Source organism: Glycomyces rhizosphaerae (assembly GCF_042647865.1).
In the GTDB taxonomy this organism is placed as follows: Bacteria; Actinomycetota; Actinomycetes; order Mycobacteriales; family Micromonosporaceae; genus Glycomyces; species Glycomyces rhizosphaerae.
On the sequence record NZ_JBHRWO010000021.1, the window covers coordinates 952,182 to 974,857 of the forward strand.

Below are 22,676 nucleotides of genomic sequence, written 5' to 3' on the forward strand. Positions count from 1 at the left end.
GACCGCCCGCCCTTCACCGAAAGGAACTTCCCTTGAAAGACAGTGTCGCGATACCGCGACCGAGACGCCTTGGGGCGCTGATCGCAGTGGTCGCCACAGGTGTGGCGATGCTCGCCGCGCCTCCCCAGGTCGCCCAGGCCGCGAACTACGAGGACCTCATCACCGGCAACGTCGTGGTGATCAACGAGACCGTCTCCGACGCCGGGTTCGTCCACCCCGGCGTGGGCCTGTCGGCCGACGACCTGCGCACCGCGCAGGAGATGGTCCGCTCCGGTCAGGAACCGTGGGCCTCCTACTTCGAGGCCATGGCGGACACCGGTTTTGCCGGCACCGGGTACCGGGCCTCGAACTCGAAGTCGGCCGCCGCGCCGGATCAGGCGCTCACCGACACCTATGTGCATGGCGGCATGCGCACCCGCCAGCGCAACGACTCCTTCGGTTCGCTGACCCAGTCGCTGATGTGGGTCATGACCGGCAACGAGGTGTACCGGCGCAACGCGGTGCAGTCGCTGCGCGCGTGGGCCGACATGAACCCGGACGGGTACGCGTACTTCCCTGACGCGCACATCCACACCGGGCATCCGCTGTATCAGCACTTGATGGCCGCCGAGATCATCCGTGCGACCGAACCGCTGGCCGACGACACCCCCGGGACCTACAACGGGTACGACGTGGTGTGGAGCGACCAGGACGATGCGAACCTGCTGAACAACTATGCGAACCCGATCGTCGAAGTCTTCAACTTCTCCAACCGGAAGTGGATGAACCAGCACAACTTCGGCCTGTTCGGTCGCATCGCGACGGCGATCTACGCCGACGATGCCGAGGGCTACGCCAAGGGCGTCGAGTGGACGACCGTGAACTCGACCTACGACGGCTACGACAACGGCGCGATGGCGCCGCAGATGCCCTACATCGAGGCCGACGACCCGGCGAACCCCTACGGGTACGACTTCGTGCAGGTCAGGGAGATGGGCCGGGACCAGGCTCACGGCGAGTGCAACATCGACAACTTCGCCGGCCTGGCCCGCATGCTCGAAGTTCAAGGCACCGAAGTCGACCCCGACGCCGGGACCGTCTCGACCGCTTCGGATGCGGTGAGCGCCTATGACTTCCTGGACCAGCGCCTCCTCGACGGCGCGAACCAGTTCTTCGGGTTCATGCTGGGATCGCGGATCCCCTGGGTGGACGAGCGCGGCGAGGGCTGGAACGGCAGCGTCTCCGAGGCTTACCGGGGCCGCATGTTCAACCCCGTCAACGAGCTGTACTACGAGTACCAGTACGAGCGCGGCGTGGATGTGGAGTCTGAGGCCCCGTGGGTTGCCGAGCTCTCGTCCCGTATGGACGGCCCCTACTTCTATTCCGGGACCGGCGTCGCGAACTTCTGGGCCGCCGGCGACAAGAACCCCGAGTACTGGGTCGCGTTCCCTGAGGAGCTGGCCGGGACCGCCCCGAAGCCGCTGCCCGAGAACGCGGCGCTGACCTTCGAGAAGGCCGGACTGCTGCTCGACGACGGCACCGAGATGGTGACCGAGGACGGCGCCACGTTCGCGCGCGCCTCGCTCTCCGAGACCGGCACGACCAGCGTCATCAGCCGCGTGATGTGGGGCGGGCAGACCTTGCTGGGTCTGAAGTACCGCAGTGACGGGCCCGCGAGTCTCGAAGTCCTCCAGAAGGAGGACCCCTCGGGGATCAACCCGGACGAGTACGACTTCGACCCGATCGTGCCATCGATGGAGCTGCCGGACACGGGCGGCGAATGGCGTTACGCGGCCTACCCGGCCGGCGGTCAGAACGTCCAGTTCTATCGCCTCAAGGGCGCCGATGGCACCACCGTCGACCTGCACAGCGTGATCCTCACCGGAGCGAAGGACCTGACCGCACCGCAGTTCGAGCAGGCCGACGACCGGTTCTATTTCACCGAGCGGAACGAGAAGTCAATCGACCTCTCCGCCGTCGACACCGGCGGGAACGTCGCCTACAGTGCCGCCGGGCTGCCCGAAGGAGCATCGCTCGACGCCGCGACCGGCGAACTGAACTGGAAACCCGATGACGGCCAGACCGGCCGCTACGAGGTCCAGGTCATCGCCGACGACGGCCAGACCGTGGCCGCCCGCACCTTCGAACTGGTGGCCTCCAAGAACCGCGAGAAGACCATCGAAGCGGTCCTCGCGGACGGCACTCAGAGCTTCGCGGTGTACACGACGGTCACGCACGAGCCGTTCCTCGCGGCGCTCCGCGAGGCCAAGAACGTGCCCAAGGACGCCCCCCAGGAAGCGTTCGAGGCGGCGCTCACCGAGCTGCTCGCCGCAGTCAAGGCGCTGCGGCTGCTCAACCCGCACTTGGAGGACGGCACGCTCGACTTCAGCGACGGTGTGGTCACTCCGACCGTGATCTCGCCCGCAGCGGTGAACCTCCTTGCCAGCGAGGGCAGCGACGGAGGCATTCCGAACCTGCTCGTGGCCTCGTTCGTGCTCGACTTCGGACCCCAGTACCGGGTCGCCGCCGACTCCTTCGGTTTTCTGGCCAACTTCACGTTCGGGAACCGGATGGAGGGCACCAATGTGTACGGCTCGAAGGACGGCATCACCTGGGACCTCCTGACCGAGCGCGACACCGAGAACACCAACGAGTGGGACACCATCGGCGTCGTCGAGGAGCACCAGGGAGAGCAATACCGCTACCTGAAGCTCCAGGTCGACAACCCTGGCATCGCGACCGACCCGGCCTATCCGGGCCTGTGGTGCTTCCAGCGTTTCCGCATCGACGGCGTCCGCTCCGAGGTCAAGGGCGACATCGACACCGTGTCGGTGTCCTCCCCGGACGCGCTCGCGAGCCGCGTCACCGAGGGCGACGACGTCACGGTCGCCTTCTCCAGCCCCACCGCGATCTCGGACGTCGAAGTGACCGTGGGCGGCCAGACGCTGCCGGCGACCAGTGAAGACGGCCTGTCATGGACTGCGACCGGAGCGCTCGGCGCGCTCGATGGCGGAGGACCGCTCGACATCGCGATCGATCACACCACCACGAAGGGCCAGATTGCCGAGACGATCCACGGAACCACCGACGGCACTCACGTCTACGGGGCCGATGAGTCGAACCTGATCGACTTCGCCCATTTCCAGGTCGTAGGGGCCTCCGGTGAGGCCGATACGGCGAAGTCCGCTCAGGCCTCGCTCATGCTGGACGGCAGCGCCTCCACACAGAGCAGTGTGCCCGCAGTGGACGGGCAGTTCCACCTGATCTGGGACTTCGGGGCCGGCTCGAGCGTCGCTCTGGACCGGATCGACTACCTTGCCGCGCAGAACAACAACGGCATGGTCCGCATGCCCGATCTGGTCTTCCAGGGCTCTGACGACCTTGATCACTGGACGACCATCGCCGAGCAGCCGTTCAAGACCATGTCGTGGCAGAACCTGGATGCGACCGACACCGGAAACTACCGCTACCTGCGCGTCAGCAACAGCACCTACATCGACATCGCCGAGTTGCGCATCTTCGGCGACCTTCACCTCGACCTCGACCCGGTCATCGACCGCGCCGAGGCGGTCGACCTGACCGCTTACTCGCGTGCTTCGGCGATCCTGTTCACCCGTGAGCTTGAGGCCGTCAAAGCCGCCGCGGCCGAGGACGGTGCGGACGAGACGGTGCTCGCGCTGCGGCTCCTGGACGCCTGGGACCTGCTCGAACCGTCGGCGACCCGGATCGCCGCGACCCTCGACCCGTCTTGGGTGACGGCCAGTTCGGTGTCCTGGGACGGCAAGCGGGACGCGGCCGCCAACGGCTGGGCCATGTTCGACGGGAACACCAGCACGTTCACCGACACCAAGACGAAGGACGGCTGGGTCTCGGTCATCCCGACCGACGGCACCGCCTTCACGGTCGAGGCCGTCAAGTACTACCCGCGTTCGGGGCTGACCGTCCGCGCCGACAACGTTGACCTCCAGGGTTCCAACGACGGCGGCGCGACCTGGACGACCTTCGCCAGCACCGGCACCGCCGTTGCGGGCTGGAACACGGTGAACCTGGCCGAGGCGGTGCGGTACGAGGCGCTGCGCGTCAGCGGGGCCGACGGCTTCACCAACTTCGCCGAAATCCAGTTCCTGGTACACGCAATCGACAAGACCGGCCTCGACCTCTACCTGTCAGAGACCGAGGCGCTGAACCCGGCCGACTGGACGGCCGACTCCTGGGCCGTATTCACCACCGCCCGCGACAACGCCCGAACCGTCTCCGACGACAAGGGCGCCACCCAGGAGGAGGTGGACACCGCCGCCGACGCGCTCGCCGACGCGCTCGACGCACTCGTCGAGTCCTGACCACCCCTGAAATGAGAGCCCGGGCGCTGCGGCGCCCGGGCTCTTACACGATCTGAAAGCGAACCCTTTCACGACTCGTTCGAGACGTGATCCGGCTCGAGCGCGGTCTACTCACGCAGCGGGAGGTGGCCGATCACCTTCTGCCTTCCTGGCTGATGTCTTCGGGAGCACTGAGCCGGGTGGGGGAGTCTTTCTCGACCTGATTGGTGCTCTTGGTGGCTCAGCGCAGCGACCGCTCGCACGATCTGGGCGGCTCGGTCGGGGTCGCAGCGCTGTTTTCGCAGCGCCCGCCACGTTCTTGGTTCCGCGAAGACGCGCTCGCCGGGCCCCGCGAAGGCGGGCGAGGAGGCGGTTGTAGTCCTTCTGGTGCTCCGGTTTGTTCCGGCCCTTGTAGGGCGTGACCACCAGTTCGTGATCCAGGCCCTGGTAGGCCTTGTCGCCCAGAGCGAACAGGCCGTGCTCGCGAAGTAGCCACGGCAGTTGCCAGATCCGGGCCGCTTTGGTGTCGTGGACCGAGCTCGACAACGGCAGGGCCACCTGGTACAGCAGCATGGAAGCTCCTGGGAGCCAATGTGTTTGGCGACTGTCGTTGTACCAGGAGCTTCTTCATTGCCGCGCAACGGAACTCACCCAGGGGCTCTCTGAGGAGCCTCTTGAGTCGCTGGTGCTACCTGCAATGACGCGGCTGGAGCCCCGCGGCTCGCGCCGCGGGCAACGGTCGGGCCGGTCAGCGCGAGTCGCCGTCGTCCGACGTCGTCAGGACCGCGGCCCGGCCGGCCTCGAGCCTCGCGATCGGGACCCGGAACGGGGAGCACGACACGTAGTCGAGCCCGATCCGGTCGAAGAAGTGGACCGATGACGGGTCGCCGCCGTGTTCACCGCACACCCCGATCAGGAGGTTCTCGCGAGCGGCGCGGCCCTCCTCGACCGCGATCGACACCAGTCGCCCGACGCCCTCCTCGTCGAGGGATTCGAACGGCGAGGTCACGAAGATGCCCTTCTCGAGGTATGCCGGGAAGAACGAGCCTTCGACGTCGTCGCGCGAGAAGCCCCAGGTGGTCTGAGTCAGGTCGTTGGTGCCGAACGAGAAGAACTCGGCGTGCCGGGAGATGCGCCCGGCGGTGAGCGCGGCCCTCGGCAGTTCGATCATCGTGCCGATCTTGGCGCGGACCTCGATCCCGGTCGCCTCCGCGACGTCGTGGAGGACGCGTTCGATCTCTTCGCGCATCAGTTCGAACTCCTCGGTGCCGCCTATGAGCGGCACCATGATCTCCGGGCGCGGGTCGTCGCCGGCCCGGATCCGCGCCGCGGCAGCCTCGGCGATCGCGCGCACCTGCATGGCCACCAGACCCGGTACGACGAGGCCGAGCCGTACTCCGCGCAGTCCCAGCATCGGGTTCTGCTCGTGCAGGCGCTTGACCGCCCGAAGCAGCCGGACGTCGCCCTCATCGACCTCGCCGCGGGCTTCTGCCAGCGCAACCTTCACCGACAGTTCGGTGAGGTCGGGCAGGAACTCGTGGAGCGGCGGGTCGATGAGCCGGATTGTGACCGGCAGGCCGTCCATCTCGGTGAAGATGCCGACGAAGTCGCCGAGCTGCATCGGCAGGAGCTCGGCGAGCACCTTGTCCCGCTCCGCCGCGGTCTCGGCGAGGATGAGCGCTTCAACGTGGTGGCGGCGTTCTCCGAGGAACATGTGCTCGGTGCGGCACAGGCCGATGCCGTCCGCCCCGAACCGGCGGGCCCGTTTCGCGTCATCCGCCGTGTCGGCGTTGGCGTGGACGCCGAGGCGCCGATGCTCGTCGGCGTAGATCATCATGCGGGAGACCGCCTGGACCACGGGGTCGCGGCGGTGCTCGTCGACGTCGAGGCGGCCTTCGAAGTACTCGACGACCGGAGAGGGCACGACGTCGATCGTTCCCGCGTAGACGCAGCCGCTGGTCCCGTCGATGGAGATCGTGTCGCCTTCGCGCACCACGACACCGTCGGCGGTGGTGAGCCGCCGCTGATCGGTGTCGATCTCCAGGTCGTCCGCGCCGACCACGCAGGTCTTGCCCATCCCGCGGGCGACGACCGCGGCGTGCGAGGTCTTGCCGCCGCGGCTGGTGAGGATGCCTTCGGCGGCGATGATGCCGGGGAGGTCGTCCGGGCTGGTCTCGCGCCGCACCAGGATCACCTTCCCTCCGGTCTGCGCGGCGGTGGCGGAGTCGAAGACGGCGGTGCCGACGGCCGCGCCCGGCGAGGCCGGCACGCCCGTGGCGATCGGCTTGGCTTCGAAACCGGGATCGAACTGCGGGAACATCAGCTGCGCGAGTTGGTCGCCGGTCACCCGGGCCAGGGCCTCGCCGACGTCGATGAGACCGTCGTCGAGGAACTGGATCGCCATACGGAAGGCGGCTGCGGCGGTGCGCTTGCCGACCCGGGTCTGGAGCATCCACAGCTTCCCGCGTTCGATCGTGAACTCAATGTCGCACAGGTCCCGGTAATGGCCCTCCAGCATGGCCATGATGCGCCTGAGCTCCGTGAAGGAGGCGGGGTCGAGCTGTTCGAGGTCTTCGAGTGGGACGGGGCTCCGGATGCCGGCGACGACGTCCTCGCCTTGGGCCTCGGAGAGGTAGTCCCCGTAGACGCCGGGCGCGCCGGTGGCGGGGTCGCGGGTGAACGCGACGCCGGTGCCCGAGTCGGGGCCGAGGTTGCCGTAGACCATCGCCATCACGTTGACGGCGGTGCCCAGGTCGTGGGGGATGCGTTCCTGGCGGCGGTAGATGCGGGCGCGCTCGGTGTTCCAAGACCGGAAGACGGCCCGGACCGCCATGTCGAGCTGTTCGCGGGGTTCCTGTGGGAAGTCGCGGCCGGTCGTGTCGCGCACGATCCCCTTGTACGCCTTGACGACACCGCGGAGCGCGTCCGTATCCAGGTCGAGGTCGCCCGCCGCGCCGTTCGCCCGCTCGGCGTCATCCAGCACGGCGCCGAACCGGGCGGCGTCGATACCGAGCACCGTGGATCCGAACATCTGGATCAGCCGCCGGTAGGAGTCCCAGGCGAACCGCTCGCTGCCGGTCGCCTTCGCGAGCCCGACCACCGACGCGTCGTTGAGGCCGATGTCGAGGACGGTCTCCATCATCCCGGGCATGGAGAACTTCGCGCCCGACCGCACCGAGACGAGCATCGGGTCCTCGGCCGCGCCGAGGCGCTTGCCGCGCTCGGCCTCCAGCCGTTTCAGGTGCGCGTCGATCTCCGCTGCCAGCGACGGCGGCAGCTCGCCTTGGGACAGGTAGTAGCGGCACGCCTCGGTCGAGACGGTGAATCCCGGCGGCACGGGCAGGCCGAGATTGGTCATCTCGGCGAGGCCGGCACCCTTGCCTCCCAGCAGTTCCCTCTGGTCCTTGTCGCCCTCGTTAAACGCGAACACGAATCTGCGGTCCGTTCCGGTCATCGCCCGTCCTCCTCGACACAGGTGCTTCCGTCCATTGGAACCCGCGCCGGGCCGTCATGTGCGGGTCTGGCTAACCGAGATCCGATTTCGCGGCTCGGCGCTCGGCCCCTGCTCCGGAACGTCGCCCACCTTGGCGTGCGCCGCTCCGTACCTGGCGGCCACCGGTGTCGCCCTGAGGCCGTGCAGCGACACGGAGAGCAGGATGGTCCAGGTCGCGGTCTCCAGGAGCAGCCTGCCGCCGCCGTCCGCGAGATCTACCAGCGCGAGCAGAATGAAGACGACCGAGGCGAGCCCTCGCGGGCCGAATCAGCCCATGAACGCCAGCGTCGACGGCCGGAGGCGAGTACCGGTCATCGCGATCGCCACGGACGCCATCCTGATCACGGTCAGGCTCAGGGCCGCGTAGACGATGGGCCGCACCGACAGCTCGTGGAGGAGCAACTCACCGACGGACAGCGCGCCGGACAGCGACCACACGGCGAAACTGTCGGACGAGCTTGGCGAACAGGCGCGGACTCAACCCACTGAACAGGTGCACCATCGTCTCGTCCGCCGCGCTGATCACACCCACCACGCAGGCATGATCCCACGCGCGCCACCAAGGCCTGGACACCCGTCGCAGCTCGCTGCGAGCCGGTTGGCATCGGCTGACCGCGGTAGTGTTCTGTTGTGGCAGAAGACGAACAACGCCCTACACGGACCGGCAAGGCAGCGTTCGGCGCCGCGCTCGGGATCTGGGTAGCACAAGCGCTGACTATCGCCCTGGTGTTCCTGCCCTTCTGGAACGCGTCCGGATCCTCTTCCAAGCCCGAGAGCATCTGGGAGGGATACGAGCCCGCGCTCGTCGGATTGCTCGTAGCCCCTGTGACTGCAATGATCATCGGCGCGGTGCTGGCTCGTGCCCTCCACCTGCGAACCGTCGCTCTGTACGCTCTAGCGCCGGTGGCCGCACTCGGCTCACTGGGGCTCTGCGGTTTCGGGTACCTGGAAGGCGTCCCGCTCGTCGCCTTCCTCATAGGCATGACGTGGAACGTCTGCGCCGTCGTCTTGGCAGACAAGAATGCACGGTCACACACCGACGCCTGAACCTGCCCATCCAACCGCACGCTCAGCGACTCGCTGATCCTTCACCTCCCACCAAGAGCACTTCCGGGACAGCCCTTAGCCTTGATTTTTGGCGTGTTTAGTGAGCCTGCTTCAATCTACTTGAGTCCTATTGTGGGGCAACAGATGTCGGATTGACCTGGCAGGACCTGGCCTCAGGAGCCTCCTCCCCGTCAAAAGCACTTGGCGCACTGCCCGAAAAGGACCAATAATGTCATTTGATCATCAATGTTCCTCTTATAGTGGCGAGCCATCAGCGCATGAATCACTACCGTTGCCACCACTTGAGGAACCAGGAGCGTCCCAAATAGGATTCCAACGGTCAGCATTACCGGAAGCGACCATGCGATCGTCGCGAAATAAGGGACGAAATGCATTATCCCCGGATAACTGCTCCTGAAGCACAAAACGGCTACGACCGCACTGGGTATAACAATGATCCCGAGTGCATAGATGAAACCCATACCGGCGACGTAGGCGAGAAGCCGGAAGCTGCGCGAATCGACCTCACCATCAACTGGCCAGAGACCCAATACTGTCAAAGGCAGAGGCACAATGGCGAACTCGACAAGTGTCCATTTCCCGAGGTTCCGCAGCACCGCTCTGGAGAACACCGCCCGCAGCCAAGAAGTCCTAGGGGGCGGCGCTCCCGCCGCATCAAGCTTATCGATCACGAAGGCCTCAAAATCCCGGCATGTCCTGCGTTTCCGCAACGGAGGAGCTCCTGCTAGAACGGCGATTGCTACCTCGACCGTCCTCTCCACCAGGAACTCTCATGTTGTTCTACCCTGCCGCGCTACCGCTGTCCACCTTGACCCTGAACCGCGTGGCGGCCTTGCAGGCCATCGCCGACGCAAACGGGAACCTGCTGTGGGTCTCCGGGGCGATCCGCGGCTCGATCCACGACACGGCCGCCGCCCGGATCTGGCAGATTCCGCGCCTGCTAGCCGAGCAGGGCCTGTTCTCGCTGGGCGACAAAGGCTACGAAGGGCTCGGCCATGAGGTGGCAACGCCGATCAAAGGCCGCGACAAGCCCGAATGGCAGGATGCCCACAACCGCCTCCACGCCCGGCTCCGCGGACCCGGCGAGCGCATGTTCGCCCAGCTCAAAACCTGGTCAATCCTCGACCAGGTCCGCTGTGACCCACACCAGGTCATCCAGATCGCCAAGGCCGTCCAGGTCCTCAACAACTACGAACACCACTCAGCTTGAAACGGGCTCAGTTGATGTGCTGGGATTTCGGCTGGGGCTGGGGCTGGGGCTGGGGCTGGGGCTGGGGCTGGGGCTGGGGCTGGGGCTGGGGCTGGGGCTGGGGCTGGGGCTGGGGCTGCGGCAGGTCGGACAGGTTCTGGAACGGGCCCAGGTCACGTTCGTAGTAATGGTGTAGATCCAGGCGTCCCACCGCACCCACTCCTGCCAGGCGCGACGGGATCATAACAGCGGGAACGCCGCCGCCCCTACGCCCATCTCAGGGCAACCAGCAGCGGGAGCAGACGTTCCCAAACCTTGAGCGGGACAGGCTTTAGTCCCGAAACCCCTGCAGTGCATACCAAGCGGGTTAGAAGCAAGTCTAGGAACTTCACAAAACCCCTGTTGCGCTGGGCCACTAGGATACCGGTCAGCCGTCCCCAGCCCCTTGGAGACCATGTTGTTCGGCATGCTCGCCCCTTGTCCCGCCCGCACACCCGAAGCGCTCCTGCCCCGCTGGATGGGCCACTTCTGCGGCCTGTGCCTTGAACTTCGCGACGACGCCGGACAGGCAGCACGCCTGACCACCAACTACGACGCGCTCGCCCTGTCGGTGCTCGTCGAGGCCCAAGACACGGCGGGCGCTGACAGCCGCACCGCGGGCCCGTGCGCGCTGCGCGGGATGCGCCGCCAGCGCATCCCCACCGGGGACGGCCCTCGCCTGGCCGCAACCGCCTCCCTGCTGCTGGCCTCGGCGAAGCTCAGCGACCACATCGCCGACGGTGACGGCATGGTCGCCCGTCCCGGGGTGGCAGGCCTGGCCGCCCGCACCGCCGACCGCTATCGGGCGAAGGCAACCTTGATCGGCGGCTCGATCGGACTGCCGGTCGACCGCATCGCCGCCGCGATCGAACGCCAGCAGACCGTCGAGGATCAGGTTGTCCGCGGCACCCCCTTGGAGGCGGTCACGGCGCCCACCGCCGAGGCCACCGGCGAGCTCTTCGCCCACGCCGCGGTCCTGGCCCAACAGCCCGGCAACGCCGATCCCTTTCGCGCGGCTGGAAAGGCCTTCGGCGCTCTCGCCCACCTGCTCGACGCCGCCGAGGACTACGAAGTGGACGCGCAACGCGGCGCCTGGAACCCCCTGCGCGCGACCGGCACCAGCCGCGAACAAGCACACCGCACTGCCCGACGCCTGCTCACTGATATGAAGACGGCCTTGGAGGCCGCCTCTCTGGTCGACACGACCATGGTCCGCCTGCTTCTGGACCGCTACGCCGGCCATGCGGTCGCCAAGACCTTCGGTTCGGTGTGCGCGTCCACCTCGCATCAGCAGCCCGGCGCCGAGCCGGGGCGGCCGTACGGCCCCCAGAACCTGCCCCCCGGACAGGAATACTCCGGTCATCAGCCGCCCAAGAAGGGTTGGACGCCCGGCCGGGGCTTCTGGGGCGGTCTGTGCGGTTTCATGGTCGTGTGCTGCACCTGCCAGATCTGCTGCGCCAAGCAATACGTGGACTCCTGGAGCGGCCAGAACCGTGAGGGCTGCCTCCGCGACTGCTGCCGCTGCGACGGCGACTGCAATTGCGACTGCTCGTGCGACGACTGCTGCTCCCAGACCTGCGACAGGTGCTGTAAAGACTGCGACGTCTGCTGCACAGGATGTGATCGGGGCTGTGGGGACTGCTGCACTGGATGTGGCAGTGGCTGCGAGACCTGCAATTGCAACTGCGGCTGAACACCAGCACGCGCCGCACCCCCGGACTCGCCTTGGCGGCCTTGACGGCAGCCACCACGAAAAGCACTGTGAACACCGCGTAGACCGCGATGGTGAGCCAGTACGGCAGGAACCAGATCATCGGCGCGAACTGCTCGCACGGGAAGGACGAGTCCTGCCAGCCGCCTATCGGTTCCAAGTCGACGGCGGCGTCACAGGCGTCGGCGGCCGACCGCGTGAACTGCCCGTAGAGAGCGATTTTGCCGACCGCCGCGACGGCGAGCGCGACGGCCGCGATCCACAGTGCCGCGCTCGCGGTCTTGAACCGGCGGTCGGTCGGCGTGGCGGTGCTGCTCACGAGTCGCTCCTTCAACATCGGGGTCTTCAGATTGCCAATGTAAAGGCGCGAACGATCCCTCAGGGTCCCCGCGCCCACGCGCCGACGCGACGCGGACGAGCTGCGCGAGCGACGGGCCTTCGGCCACATAGGGCATCAGGCGGGCCTCCAGGATTTCTCGGCCCCGGGGGCTCGCAGCGCACCGGCGCTGCGGGCATCACCTGTCCGTCATCGCTTTCGCCGGAGAGGAGTGCACTGCACGGCGTCAAACTGACTGGACCAGAGATCCGCTCTAGGAGGCCCAGCGGACCCCACCATCGCCAGTGGGCGGATTCTCACGTGGCGGTTGGGGGTGGACACCGCCTGAGGCGTGCGGTACGTTCGGATTCCATTCGACGGAGGCAATCAGGAACGCAGTGTGATTCTGCGGCGGTCCCGCCACTGTATTCGGGGAGTCGCCCGCCCCAGAGCCGAAGGCTCTGGCCGGACGGAGTGCGGCCACTGGGTCTTCGGACCCGGGAAGGCCGGGCGGACGGCGTTGATCCGAGGAGCCAGAACACTGGAGCCTTCCGTCACGACTGAGGGGACGCGGATCCCCGCGGAGGTCGAGACATGACTGCCATTACTACCGCTATGCCCGAAACGGCGCTGAGACGGGGCCGCATCGCCCTGCTGGCGTTCGCCCTTACCGCCACGGTGGTCCTGGTCGCGTTCGAACAGGGCACGCTGACCGGGGGCCTCCCGGTCCTCCACGAGGCCTTCCACGACGCCCGGCACCTGCTCGGATTCCCCTGCCACTGATGCTGACCGACAGTCTTCGCCGTGGACTCGCGGCGGGGCTGCTGGCCGGTCTCGTGGCCGGAGTGTTCGCACTGCTCGTCGGCGAGGTCCCCCTCGGGGAGGCCATCGCACTCGAAGAGCAGGCGAACGCCGCTGCCCACGAATCGGCCGACGCGGCCCATCAGCATGACGACGAGTTCACCGTCGACCGCCCAGTGCAGCAGGCGCTGCTGCCGGTCGGCACCGCCCTGGTCGGCGCCGCCTACGGCGGCCTGTTCGGGCTCGCCTTCGCCCTGCTCGCCAAGGGCTCCCGCGACCGATGGCGCGCAGGCCTGGGCTTCGGCCTCGCCGCCTGGGCCGCCGTCGGCCTGTTCCCGGCCCTGAAGTACCCGCCCAACCCGCCAGGCGTCGGCGACCCGGCCACGGTCAACGCCCGGACCGCGTGGTTCCTAGGCGCGCTGGCCGTTTCGATCGGCCTGGCGCTGCTGCTGACCCTGGCTTCGCGCAAGCTGCGGGCCCGCGGCATGGACGACGTGCCGCGACAGCTTGCGGTCGGCGCGGCGGCGGTCGTGCTCTACACGGCGCTGTTCTTCGCCCTGCCCGCCAACGGCGACTCGGTCGAGGTGCCAGCGGATCTGCTGTGGGACTTCCGCTTGGCCTCCATTGGGACGCAGACGATCCTGTGGCTCGGACTGGCCGTCGGCTTCGCCTGGCTGTGGCACCGCGCCGCACGGAAGGCGACGGCGTGAGCGAAGTGGTCCGGCTGACGCTGGTGCGCCATGCCCCGACTGCGGCGACGCGCCGCCACGCCTTCCCGCTCGACGAGCCGCTCGACACGGCAGGCGAGGCCGAGGCGGCGACCCTGCACGGCAGACTGCCGGCTGTCGAGGCGCTCAGCGCTCCGGTCGCGCGGTGCCGCCGCACCGCCGACCTGGCCGGGTTCGAAGCTCACGGGACCGACCCGCGCTGGTCCGAACTCGACTTCGGCGCCTGGGCCGGCGCGACCCTGACCGAGATCGGCGAACGCGACCCTGAACGCCTGCAAGCCTGGCTGGATGACCCTGCGTCGCCACCGCCCGGCGGCGAGAACCTGGGCGGTCTGCGAAAGCGCGTCCGGGAGGCGATGGCGTCGATCGGGGAAGCGGGGGAGCACCGGGTGGTGTTCACCAGCGGCGGCCCGATCAAGGCCGCCATTGCGAACGTCCTCGACGCGCCCGACGCGGCGTTCTGGCGACTCGACGTCGCGCCCTGCTCGGTCACCGTCCTGCACTGCCGCAGCGGTGTGTGGACCGTCCGCCGCCTCAACGCCGCAGCCGGAGGACCGCGATGAGCGCCTGGGCGATCGGCATACTCGCCGGGTACGCCGCAGACCTCGTCTTCGGCGACCCGAAACGCGGCCACCCCGTGGCCGGATTCGGGCAGCTCGCCGACAAAGCCGAACAGCGCACCTGGCGCGACTCCCGCCCGGCCGGAGCCCTCCACACCGGAGCTCTCGTCGCCGGGACCGCCGCCCTCGCAGCGGGCGCCGACCGCGCCACCGCACGACCTTGGGCCCGGGCCGCCTTGACCGCCGCGCTGACCTGGGCCGTCATCGGCGGCCGATCGCTGCGCCGCGAGGCCGCCGGGATCGCCGCCGCCGTCGAACGCGGCGACCTCGACGACGCCCGCCGCCGCCTGCCCGCACTGTGCGGCCGCGACCCCTCGGGCCTGGACGAGGCCGAACTCGTGCGCGCCGCCCTTGAATCGGTCGCCGAGAACACGTCCGACGCCGTCGTCGCGCCGCTGTGGTGGGGCGCGCTGGCCGGGCCCGCCGGACTCGCCGGCTACCGCGCCGCCAACACCCTCGACGCGATGATTGGCCACAAGTCGCCTCGCTACCGTCGCTTCGGCTGGGCCGCAGCCAGGTTCGACGACGCCGCCAACTGGATCCCCGCCCGCTTGGCGGCCGCGCTGGCGGTCGCCCTCGCCCCGATCGTCGGCGGTTCCCCGCGCGAGGCCGCGCGGATCTGGTGGCGCGACGGCGACGCGCACCCGAGCCCCAATGCCGGCCAGGTCGAGGCCGCCTTCGCCGGCGCTCTTGGCTGCACCCTCGGCGGCGGCCAGAACCGCTACCCCGGCCACACCGACACCCGGCCCGCGATGGGCGACGGCCCGGCCCCCACGGTCGCCGACCTGCGCCGTGCGAACCGCCTCGCGGCGGCCGTCTCCGCAGCGGCGGCCATCGGCGCGGCATGCATCGCGTGGCGACGACCCGCCGTGGGCGGGCGACGTTCGACGCGGCACACCGCGATCGCCGCTGCCACTCGCCGCGCGAAGGGGCGCACCACTGCCGCCCCCGGCACTGTCTCTCGGAGGTGTTCATGAGCGGCGCGATCCTGTTGGCGGGCACCGCCTCCGATGTCGGCAAGAGCGTCCTGACCGCGGGCGTCTGCCGCTTCCTTAAGCGCCAGGGCGTCTCGGTCGCCCCGTTCAAGGCCCAGAACATGGCCCTCAATGCGGCCGTCACGATCGACGGCGGCGAGATCGGCCGCGCCCAGGCCGCCCAGGCGGCCGCCTGCGGCATCCCGCCCGAGACCGCCATGAACCCGATCCTCATCAAGCCCACCGGCGACCACCGCAGCCAGGTCGTCGTCATGGGCCGCCCCGCCTTCGACGCGGGCGCCCGCGACTACCACCGGCGCCGCACCGCCCTGCTCCCGGCCGTCCTCGACGCCCTCAACGGTCTCAAGGGACGCTTCGACGCGGTCGTCTGCGAAGGCGCCGGCAGCGCGGCCGAGATCAACCTGCGCCCGCACGACCTGGCCAACATGGGTCTCGCCCGTGCCGCGAACATGCCGGTCGTGCTCATCGCGGACATCGACCGGGGCGGCGCGCTCGCTTCTCTCTACGGAACCCTGGCCCTGCTGGAGCCGGACGACCAGGCTCTCGTGGCGGGCTTCGTCATCAACCGCTTCCGCGGCGACCCGGCCGTCCTCGAGCCGGGTCTGGAGCAGCTGCGCCAGCTCACGGGCCGTCCGTGCCTCGGTGTCCTTCCGCACCTGAACGGACTCGACTTCGACGCCGAGGACTCCCTCGCCCTCGACCGGCCCCTGCCGTCCATCGCACCGCTGGGGTCCGACAGTCTGGAGGTGTCAGTGGTGCGGCTGCCGAGAATCTCCAACTTCACCGACGTCGACGCCCTCGCCGCCGAACCCGGGGTCGACGTCCGGTTCACCACCTCGACCGCCGACGTACGCCGCGCCGACCTCGTGATCCTGCCCGGCACCAAGAACACCGTCGGCGACCTCGCCTGGCTGCGCGAAACCGGCCTGGCCCAGGCGATCTCGGACCGCGCCGCCGTGGGCGGCCCGATCCTCGGCGTGTGCGGCGGCTACCAGATGCTCGGCCGCACCATAATCGACGGCATCGAAAGCCGCGAAGGGAACGCGACCGGCCTCGGCCTGCTCCCGGTCGCCACCGTCTTCCATGAGGACAAGACCCTCAAGATCCACAGCGGTTCCGCCCCAGGCCTCGGCGACATGCCCGCCGGCGGCTACTCCATCCGCCACGGCAGGCCTACAGTGGACGGCGGCAAGGCCTGGCTGCGCGAAGCCGACGGCGCCGACGAAGGCTGCGCGGTCGGCCCGGTGTGGGGCACCAGCTGGCACGGCGTCCTCGAACACGACGAGGCCCGCCGCGCCTTCCTGTCCACCGTGGCCGACGCCGCGGGGCTCGACTGGAAACCCGGGGACGGGCCCTTCGCCGCCGTCCGGGAACAGCGCCTTGACCGACTCGGCGACCTGATCGCCGACCACCTCGACGTGAACGCGCTCGAAACGCTGCTGGCCGACGGCCCACCCGCCGACCTGCCGGTCGCACCGCCGGGCGGCGCACCCGCGCCGCGCGCCTGGACTGGGGAGAACCGTTGAGCACCATCCTGTTCCTGACCACCGCCGACACCGAGATCCTCGCGGCGGCGGGCGCGGTCGACCGCCTCCCCGAAGACGCCCCGAAGCTCCGCGCGCTCAATCCCGCCCGAGCGGGAGGCGACGAGGACTGGCTCGACGCGGCGCTGGCCGACGTCGAGGTCGTCGTCGCCCGGCTCCTGGGCGGCCGCGCGGCCTTCCCCGACCTCTTCGACGAGCTGCGCGAGCGATGCGTCGCCGCCGGGATCCCGCTGCTGGCCCTCTCCGGGGAAGGCTCGCCGGACGCCGAGCTCACGGCTTTGTCGACGGCCCCGACCGCCGCGCTCGCCCAGGCCTTCGAGTACCTGCGACTCGGCGGCGTCGACAACACCGAGCAGCTCCTGCGGTTCCTCTCGGACACGCTGCTGCTCACCGGCCTCGGCTTCGAGCCGCCCCTGGAGCTGCCCGACCACGGCGCCTACCATCCGCGCCACACCGACCCGCTCGCCGCCGTCGATCCCGAACGACCGCTCATCGGCGTGGTCTTCTACCGCTCGCACCTGATTAGCGGCAACACCGGCTTCGTGGACGCCCTCATCGACGCCATCGAAGGCCAAGGGGCCCAGGCGATCGGCCTGCACTGCTATTCGCTGCGCCCCGACGCGGACGGCAACGTCGGCCTGCTGTCCATGATGGACGAGGCCGGGGTCCGGCCCGACGCGCTGGTCGTGACCGTCCTCGCCATGGGCGGCGCCACCGCCGCCGACACCCCCACCTGGAAGGCCGAAGCACTGCAACGCCTCGGCGTCCCGGTCATCCAAGCCCTCGCCTCCACCGGCTCCCGCGAGACCTGGGCCGACAGCATCGCCGGTCTGTCCCCAATGGACACGGCGATGCAGATCGCGCTGCCCGAGTTCGACGGCCGCATCATCGGCGTTCCCTTCTCCTTCAAGGAACTCACCGAGGACGACGACCGCATCGGCGGCCCGGTCGTCCGCTACACCGCCGACCCCGAACGCACCGAACGGGTCGCCGGCATCGCGATCGGCCACGCCCGCCTGCGCCGGGTTCCCCGCTCGGACAAGCGGGTCGCGCTGGTCCTGTCGAACTACCCGACCAAGCACAGCCGCATCGGCAACGGCGTCGGCCTCGACACTCCAGCCTCGTGCGCGGCGCTGCTGCGGCGCATGAAGGCGACCGGCTACGACCTCGGCGACGTCGACCCCCACCTGCTGGAGGACTCCGACGCGCTCATCCACGCCCTGATCGACCGGGGCGGCTTCGACGCCGACCTGCTCACCGACGCCCAGCTGGCCGCCGCCGACGCCAAGCTCCCCGTCGAGGACTACGCGGCCTGGTTCAAGCGCCTCCCCGACGACCTGCGCGAATCCGTTGAGGCCCAATGGGGTCCGCCGCCCGGCGAGGTGCTGCTCACCCCCGACGGCCGCAACCTCGTGACCGCCACGCTCCGCATGGGCAACGTGGTCCTCGCGATCCAGCCCCCGCGCGGCTTCGGCGACGACCCCGTGGCGATCTACCACAGCCCCGACCTGCCGCCGACCCATCAATACCTGGGCGCCTACTGGTGGCTGACCCGCGCCTTCGGCTCGGACGCGATCGTCCACGTCGGCAAGCACGGCACCCTCGAATGGCTGCCCGGCAAGGGTGTCGGACTCTCCGCCTCCTGCGCCACCGACGCGGCCCTGACCGACGTGCCGCTGTTCTACCCGTTCGTCGTCAACGATCCCGGCGAGGGCACCCAGGCCAAGCGCCGCGCCCACGCCGTCATCGTCGACCACCTCGTCCCGCCGATGATGCGCGCCGAGACCTACGACGAGCTCACGCAACTGGAGCAGCTGCTCGACGAGCACGCCGAACTCGAACTGCTCGACCCGACCAAGCTCCCGGCGATCCGCGACCAGATCTGGCAGCTGCTGGTCGAAGCCGAGATCGCCCGCGAACTCGACGTCGAGGCCATGCCCGGCGAGGAGGACTTCGGCGACCTCATCACCCACGTCGACGGCCACCTGTGCGAGATCAAGGACCTCCAGATCCGCGACGGGCTCCACATCCTCGGCGCGCCACCGGAGGGCGAGCAGCTGCGAGGCCTGGTCAGGGCCATTCTGCGCCTGCCCCAAGGCGACACGCCCGGCCTTCGCTCCACCGTCGCCGCCGAGTTCGGCTTCGACGAGGCCGAGCTGACCCAGGGCGGTGGCGCCCGCGTCGAAGCCGACACGGCCGATCTCAGCCGCCTGGCCCCAGGCCCTGCAGCGACCCGAGGCGACGTGCTCGACCGGATCGACCACCTCACCGGCGCCATGGTCGAGGACCTGGCCGCGACCGACTGGGCCCCCGAGACCGCCGATCGGATCGTCGAGAAGCGACTCGGCCGCCCCGCCCCGTCCGTGGCCGACGTCCTCCGCTTCGCCTGCACCGAGGTCGTGCCACGCGTGCGCGCCTCAGCGGCCGAAATCGACCGGCTCCTGGAGGCCCTGGACGGCGAGTACCTGCCCGCCGGGCCCTCCGGCTCGCCCACCCGCGGACGCCTCGACGTGCTCCCGACCGGCAAGAACTTCTACTCGGTCGACCCCAAGAGCCTGCCCAGCCGCCTGTCCTGGGAAGTCGGCGTCAAGCTCGCCGACGCCCTCCTCGCGACCCATGAGGAGCGGCGCGGGGTCCTGCCCGAGACCGTCGGCATCGTCGTGTGGGGCACCGCGAACATGCGCACCCACGGCGACGACATCGCCGAGATCCTGTCCCTGCTCGGCGTCCGCCCGGTCTGGCACGAGGAGACCCGCCGCGTGGTCGACCTCGAGGTCATCGACCTCGCCGACCTCGGCCGACCCCGCATCGACGTCACCGTCCGCATCTCCGGGTTCTTCCGCGACGCCTTCCCGCACCTCGTCGCCCTCGTCGACCGCGCCGTCGAGACCGTCGCGGCCCTGGAGGAACCACTCGACCAGAACTTCGTGCGCGCCCACGCCCTCGCCGATCAGATGCGGCTGCAGGCCGAAGGCGTCCCCGAGGCCGCGGCCCGGCGGCGCTCGACCGCGCGCGTCTTCGGCGCCAAGCCGGGCGCATACGGGGCCGGCCTGCTGCCGCTCATCGACGCCCGCAACTGGCGCGACACCGCCGACCTCGCCGAGGTCTTCACCGTCTGGTCCGGCCACGCCTACGGCCGCGGCCTCGACGGGGTCGAGGCCCACGCCGACCTGCACGCCAATCTCAAGCGCGTCCAGGTCGCAGTCAAGAACACCGACACCCGCGAGCACGACATCCTCGACTCCGACGACTACTTCCAGGAGCACGGCGGCATGATCGCCGCGATCCGCCACCTCACCGGGGCCGCCCCCGAGGCCTTCATCGGCGACTCCTCCGACCCCTCCCGCCCGGTCGCCCGCACCCTCGACCAGGAGGTCGACCGCGTCTTCCGCTCCCGCGTGGTCAACCCGCGCTGGATCGCCAGCATGCAGCGCCACGGCTACAAGGGCGCCTTCGAACTCGCGGCCACAGTGGACTACATGTTCGGCTACGACGCCACCGCGAACGTCGTCAAGGACTGGCAGTACGCCAAGGTCGCCCAGTCCTACGTCCTCGACGACGAGGTCCGCGAATGGGTCTCCGAGTCCAACCCCTGGGCCCTGCACGGGATCACCGAACGGCTCCTCGAAGCCGCCCAGCGGGGACTGTGGGCCGAACCCGATCCGGACCTGCTCGGCCAGCTGCGCGAAGCCCACCTGGAAGCCGAAGGCGCCGTTGAGGACCGCGGAGGAGACCCCGAATGACGTACCCGTTCACCGCCCTCGTCGGCTCCGAGCAGCTGACCACCGCGCTGCTGCTCGGCGCGGTCGACCCCCGCATCGGCGGCGTCCTCGTCCGCGGCTCCAAGGGGTCGGCCAAGTCGACCGCCGTGCGCGGCCTCGCCGCCCTGCTGCCCGACATCGCCACCCGCGCCGGCTGCGCCTACAACTGCCCGCCGGACCGGCCCGCCGACCTGTGCCCGACCTGCGAGGACGCGCCCGTCCATCACCGGCCGACCCCGCTGGTCGAACTCCCGGTCGGCGCCTCCGAGGACCGGCTCATCGGATCGATCGACCTCGAACGGGCCCTGAGCGACGGCGTCCGCAGCTTCCAACCCGGCCTGCTCGCCCGCGCCCACCGCGGACTGCTCTATGTGGACGAGGTCAATCTGCTGGACGACCACCTCGTGGACGCGCTCCTCGACGCCGCCGCCATGGGCGTCAACCACGTTGAGCGCGAAGGCGTCTCGGCCCGCCACCCGGCCCGCTTCCAACTGGTGGGCACCATGAACCCCGAAGAGGGCGAACTGCGACCCCAGCTGCTCGACCGCTTCGGCCTCACCGTCGAGGTCACCGCCCCGCTCGATGCCCACCAGCGCGCCGAGGTGGTGCGCCGCCGCCTCGCCTACGACGCCGCCCCCGAGCCCTTCGCCGACCGCTTCGCGGCAGACGGGAAGCGCCTCGCCGAACGGCTGGTCGCCGCCCGCGACCTGCTCGAGAAGGTAGCGCTCGCCGACTTCTGGCTGCTGAAGATCGCCGAGGTCTGCGCGGCCTTCGGAGTCGACGGCATGCGCGCCGACATCGTCACCGCCCGGACCGCCGCCGCGCTGGCGGCCTGGGACGGCCGCACCGAGGTCACCCGCGCCGACGTGCGCGCGGCCTGCCTGCTGGCGCTGCCGCACCGGCGGCGCCGCGGCCCGTTCGACGACCCGGGCATCGACGAGGACGAACTCGACCGCCTCCTCGGCGACGACGAACCTGAACCGCCCCAGGACGACCCGGATGACGGACCGGACGAGGGCCCCGATGACGGCGATGGCGATCCGAACGGGTCCGGCCCGGGAGACCGATCCGCTGAGCCGCCGCACGGTCCGGAACAGCAACCGCCGGCATCTGACGGACCGGCCCGGTCCGACGACGCCGAACGGCCGCCTGCCGGGGAGGCGCCGTCGACACCAGCCGACGATCGGTCGCCGGCGCCGTCCGGCCGGGTTGAAGCCGCAGCCGAGACCGCAGCCGCCCCGACGTTGCTGGCCGCCCCGCAGCGGCGGTTCGGGGCCTCGGGGCGCCGCAGCCGAGGGCGCTCGCGCCGGGGCGCGGCGGTGAGGACCCGCCCGCTGCTGTCGGGTGAGACCGCGCGCGCCGCCGACTTGGCGGTTTCGGCAACCCTTATCGCGGCTGCGACCGGCCGCCGCGCAATGTCGCCGGGCGCGAGGGCGGCCGGGACCGAGGCGACACCGCGCGATCGGGTCCGGTTCGGCGTCAGAGGACCCTCGTCGGCGATCGGCGCGACGACGATCCGCCGCTCCGACCTCCGCCACTACGAACGCTCCGGCAAGCAGGGCCACCTCATCGTCCTGTGCGTCGACGCCTCCGGCTCGATGGGCGCGCGCCGCCGCATGGGCGCCGTCAAGGGCGCCGTCCGCGCCCTCCTGTTCGACGCCTACCAACGACGCGACCTGGTCTCCCTCGTGACCTTCCGCGGCAAGGACGCCGAGACCGTGCTGCCGCCGACCGCCGGCGTCGAGCTCGCCGATCGCCGCCTGGCCGTGCTCCCGACCGGCGGTCGCACCCCGCTCGCCGCCGGGCTCCTCCACGCGTGCGACGTCATCGAACGCCACGCCCGCCGCGACCCCGACCGCCGCCCGCTCCTGGTCGCCGTCACCGACGGGCGAGCCAACGCCACCGCCGACGCCGTCGCCGAGTCCCGACAGGCCGCCGCCCACCTGGCGGCCAAGGACGTCCCGGCCCTCGTCGTCGACACCGAATCCGGGTTCGTCCGCACCGGCCTGGCCGCCGAACTGGCCCGCCACCTCGCCGCGCCCTGCGTCGAACTCGAACGGTTCGCCTCCGGCGAACTCGCCCGCACCATCCGCCTCGCCACCGGACGCTGAGA

General features: G+C 69.9%; 15 protein-coding genes and 1 riboswitch. Of the genes, 12 read left to right on the top strand and 3 right to left on the bottom strand.

The window, feature by feature from the left end:
- The first annotated feature begins 32 nt into the window (after positions 1-32).
- Positions 33-4,319 (top strand): Ig domain-containing protein, encoded by a 4,287-nt coding sequence (locus tag ACFO8M_RS24645; RefSeq protein ID WP_387980443.1) that lies wholly within the window; start codon positions 33-35, stop codon positions 4,317-4,319.
- A 727-nt stretch (positions 4,320-5,046) separates the two neighbouring features.
- Here the strand turns inward: ACFO8M_RS24645 and ppdK are convergent.
- Both ppdK and ACFO8M_RS24655 read right to left on the bottom strand, forming a co-directional pair.
- Positions 5,047-7,752: a pyruvate, phosphate dikinase gene (gene ppdK, locus ACFO8M_RS24650; protein ID WP_387980445.1), complete on the bottom strand. Its 2,706-nt coding sequence runs from the start codon at positions 7,750-7,752 to the stop codon at positions 5,047-5,049.
- A 306-nt stretch (positions 7,753-8,058) separates the two neighbouring features.
- Positions 8,059-8,229 (bottom strand): hypothetical protein, encoded by a 171-nt coding sequence (locus tag ACFO8M_RS24655; protein ID WP_387980446.1) that lies wholly within the window; start codon positions 8,227-8,229, stop codon positions 8,059-8,061.
- 192 nt (positions 8,230-8,421) lie between these two features.
- Between ACFO8M_RS24655 and ACFO8M_RS24660 the strand changes: the two genes are divergently transcribed.
- Complete coding sequence (locus tag ACFO8M_RS24660) at positions 8,422-8,838, top strand: hypothetical protein (protein WP_387980448.1); 417 nt, start codon at positions 8,422-8,424, stop codon at positions 8,836-8,838.
- Between the two features lie 191 nt (positions 8,839-9,029).
- Here ACFO8M_RS24660 and ACFO8M_RS24665 read toward each other — a convergent pair whose 3' ends face one another.
- A complete protein-coding gene (locus ACFO8M_RS24665; protein WP_387980450.1) occupies positions 9,030-9,530 on the bottom strand; it encodes a hypothetical protein in 501 nt (166 codons plus the stop codon).
- 101 nt (positions 9,531-9,631) lie between these two features.
- On the opposite strand from ACFO8M_RS24665, the gene ACFO8M_RS24670 reads away from it, so the two are divergent.
- The 10 genes from ACFO8M_RS24670 to ACFO8M_RS24715 all read left to right on the top strand — a co-directional run bounded on the left by ACFO8M_RS24670 (position 9,632) and on the right by ACFO8M_RS24715 (position 22,674).
- Complete coding sequence (locus ACFO8M_RS24670) at positions 9,632-10,069, top strand: transposase family protein (RefSeq protein WP_387980451.1); 438 nt, start codon at positions 9,632-9,634, stop codon at positions 10,067-10,069.
- On the top strand, positions 10,066-10,233 hold the full coding sequence (locus ACFO8M_RS24675) for a hypothetical protein (RefSeq protein WP_387980453.1): 168 nt from the start codon (positions 10,066-10,068) through the stop codon (positions 10,231-10,233). Before ACFO8M_RS24670 ends, ACFO8M_RS24675 begins: the two co-directional genes overlap by 4 nt.
- Positions 10,234-10,514: 281 nt before the next feature.
- Positions 10,515-11,780 carry a DUF5685 family protein gene (locus tag ACFO8M_RS24680; protein ID WP_387980455.1) on the top strand — a complete coding sequence of 422 codons (1,266 nt, stop codon included), beginning with the start codon at positions 10,515-10,517 and terminating at the stop codon, positions 11,778-11,780.
- Between the two features lie 680 nt (positions 11,781-12,460).
- Positions 12,461-12,676, top strand: a riboswitch (cobalamin riboswitch).
- Positions 12,677-12,708: 32 nt separating this feature from the next.
- Complete coding sequence (locus ACFO8M_RS24685) at positions 12,709-12,897, top strand: CbtB domain-containing protein (protein WP_387980456.1); 189 nt, start codon at positions 12,709-12,711, stop codon at positions 12,895-12,897.
- Entirely contained in the window at positions 12,897-13,625 is a 729-nt protein-coding gene (locus ACFO8M_RS24690; protein ID WP_387980457.1) for a CbtA family protein, read from the top strand. Before ACFO8M_RS24685 ends, ACFO8M_RS24690 begins: the two co-directional genes overlap by 1 nt.
- Positions 13,622-14,206 (top strand): histidine phosphatase family protein, encoded by a 585-nt coding sequence (locus ACFO8M_RS24695; RefSeq protein WP_387980459.1) that lies wholly within the window; start codon positions 13,622-13,624, stop codon positions 14,204-14,206. Before ACFO8M_RS24690 ends, ACFO8M_RS24695 begins: the two co-directional genes overlap by 4 nt.
- A complete protein-coding gene (locus tag ACFO8M_RS24700) occupies positions 14,203-15,240 on the top strand; it encodes a cobalamin biosynthesis protein (protein ID WP_387980460.1) in 1,038 nt (345 codons plus the stop codon). Before ACFO8M_RS24695 ends, ACFO8M_RS24700 begins: the two co-directional genes overlap by 4 nt.
- Entirely contained in the window at positions 15,237-16,784 is a 1,548-nt protein-coding gene (locus ACFO8M_RS24705; RefSeq protein WP_387980462.1) for a cobyric acid synthase, read from the top strand. Before ACFO8M_RS24700 ends, ACFO8M_RS24705 begins: the two co-directional genes overlap by 4 nt.
- Complete coding sequence (gene cobN / locus ACFO8M_RS24710) at positions 16,781-20,545, top strand: cobaltochelatase subunit CobN (protein ID WP_387980464.1); 3,765 nt, start codon at positions 16,781-16,783, stop codon at positions 20,543-20,545. Before ACFO8M_RS24705 ends, cobN begins: the two co-directional genes overlap by 4 nt.
- Positions 20,542-22,674, top strand: a complete 2,133-nt coding sequence (locus ACFO8M_RS24715; protein WP_387980466.1) for a magnesium chelatase subunit D family protein — start codon at positions 20,542-20,544, stop codon at positions 22,672-22,674. Before cobN ends, ACFO8M_RS24715 begins: the two co-directional genes overlap by 4 nt.
- Positions 22,675-22,676: the final 2 nt, after the last annotated feature.